Annotated in this window: 4 protein-coding genes; 3 read left to right on the forward strand and 1 reads right to left on the reverse strand. The window is 37.7% G+C overall.

What is annotated here, in order from left to right:
- Both ACJML3_RS06375 and ACJML3_RS06380 read left to right on the forward strand, forming a co-directional pair.
- A partial coding sequence (locus tag ACJML3_RS06375) for a tail protein X (RefSeq protein ID WP_406021628.1) occupies positions 1–215 on the forward strand: 215 nt, incomplete at its 5' end.
- Positions 203–1,363 carry a phage late control D family protein gene (locus ACJML3_RS06380; protein WP_406021630.1) on the forward strand — a complete coding sequence of 387 codons (1,161 nt, stop codon included), beginning with the start codon at positions 203–205 and terminating at the stop codon, positions 1,361–1,363. The genes ACJML3_RS06375 and ACJML3_RS06380, both read left to right, overlap by 13 nt.
- Here ACJML3_RS06380 and ACJML3_RS06385 read toward each other — a convergent pair.
- Positions 1,360–1,557, reverse strand: a complete 198-nt coding sequence (locus tag ACJML3_RS06385) for a hypothetical protein (RefSeq protein ID WP_406021632.1) — start codon at positions 1,555–1,557, stop codon at positions 1,360–1,362. The two genes, ACJML3_RS06380 and ACJML3_RS06385, sit on opposite strands and share 4 nt — an antisense overlap.
- Positions 1,558–1,596: 39 nt before the next feature.
- Here ACJML3_RS06385 and ACJML3_RS06390 point away from each other — a divergent pair.
- The coding region (locus tag ACJML3_RS06390) for a phage baseplate assembly protein V (protein ID WP_406021634.1) at positions 1,597–2,089 on the forward strand (493 nt) is incomplete at its 3' end.

Genomic DNA, 2,089 nt, shown 5'->3' on the forward strand with positions numbered 1-2,089 from the left:
CTATGAGTAAAACTTATACAACAGTTCAGGGTGATACCTGGGATGGTATCGCCTATAAAGTCTTAGGAGATGAAAAGCACCTCACAGCACTTATGAATCTGAATTTCAAATATCGTGAGTATGTGATTTTCCCTTCAGGAATAGTGCTTACATTGCCTGAGATTGAAGTTTCAACTGATTCTTATAAAGAGAAGCTACCACCATGGAAGAGATAGGCATCAGAACTACACCTCTTAAAACTCTTTTATCAATCCAGTATATGACTGCAGGGAATGAAACAGATATTTCAACTGAAGTATCTGCAGATCTCCTGCAGTGTGAATATACCGATCATATTGATGATGAAGCTGATGAGGTCAATATCACTTTAAAAGATGAAGTTGGTAAATGGGCAGGAACCTGGACACCAACACGCGGTGATAAGGTCAAAGTTACCTTTATTACTGAGGCAAGGGGCGTGATCGAAACAAAGAACATGATAATTGACAGATTATCTGTTTCAGGACGTCCTAGAGTATTCAGTTTTTCTGCAGTATCAATTCCTCTTAATGGCACTGTAAGAAGAACAGTAAAAACAAGAAAGTATGAGAATACAACTCTGAAAGAGATTGCCAAACAGATAGCCTCTGATAATGAGCTTGAATTTATGTGGGATTGTGAAAGCGATCCTCATTATGACAAAGTCGATCAGGAGCGCGTTTCTGATTTAGATTTTCTGAAGAAATTATGTGAAGAAGCAGGTTTTACAGTTAAGGTTTCTGCAGAGACTCTGATTGTTTTTGACCAGACTAAATACGAAAGGCAGGAACCAATAAAGCTGTTAAAAGAAAATGCTTCTCATATCTTATCCTGGTCTTTTGAAGCTCAGCAGTCAGAGCGTTATAAGTCCTGCACTGTAAGATGGAGAAACGTTTCTAAAAAGTCTGCATCTGGTAATAAATCATCAAAATCTGTTGATGATAGGCAGGCAATCTTAGATTCATACATCAATGGTTCTACTCCAAACAAAGGAGCAAAGCCTAAAAAGGGCAGTACAGCAACAAAAGCTGAATACATTGATTACACCTATGATGATCCGGATGTTGATGATAGCGGTCAGGTTTATGTTTTAAAAAGACGGTGCACATCACTTGCTGAAGCAGAACGTCTGGCCAAAGCAAAATTAAGACAGCTCAATGCAAGACAGTTAACCGGTTCTCTTTCAATGATAGGTGATCCGCTTATGTGTGCAGGTTCCGTAATCAAGCTGCTTGGTTTTGGCTCTTTTGATGGAAATTTCATTATAGAAAAAGCTACTCATACAATGAATAGCAGTGGTTATGTAACTTCAATTGATGTAAGAAGAGTGAATAACATTTACTAGATCAGAATAAAACAGATAATTGCTGCAATAACTACAGAAAAAGCAAATATCTCCGGTTCACATAGAGATTTAATTATCTGAAACATACTGATGAGCAGAAGCATGAACTGAACACTTAAAGATTTCTTTTCTTCAGAAGAAAGAACTTCACAGCCTTCAGCGCAATTCTTGTAATGGTTGTACTTATCAATCATGTTTTTACTCCTTTTCTTTCAATTATAGGTCTTTTTCTAATGATTAGTGAACAGATCCGCACCTTCCTGATGAATATTATCAGAGTTGGAGAAGTAACTGAAACAGTGCCTTCAAAACACATGGTTAGAGTTGCTTTTCCTGAAGATGATGATGTAAGTCATGAGCTTCCAGTGATATGTCCTAATACCAAAGATAATTCTGACTTCCATATGCCTGATGTTGGAGAAGATGTTTTATGTGTTTTCTTACCAGGTGGAATTGAGGATGGCTTTGTTTTAGGTTCCTTTTATGCCCCTGAAGTAGCAAGACCTACAGCTAATCAGGATGAACGCAAAGTTAAATTTAAAGACGGAACCACTGTTACATATAACCGTGCTACACATGAACTGCATGTTGTTATAGAAGGCACTCATATTCATGCTGATAGGACAAAGGTTTACATCACCACACCTCAGGAAGTCAACATCAATACAACAAATGCCAATATAACTGCAAGTGGTAATATCACAATGCAGTCCGGAGGTGATACCA

The sequence above is a fragment of the Succinivibrio sp. genome, assembly GCF_045124615.1.
GTDB lineage: Bacteria > Pseudomonadota > Gammaproteobacteria > Enterobacterales > Succinivibrionaceae > Succinivibrio > Succinivibrio faecicola.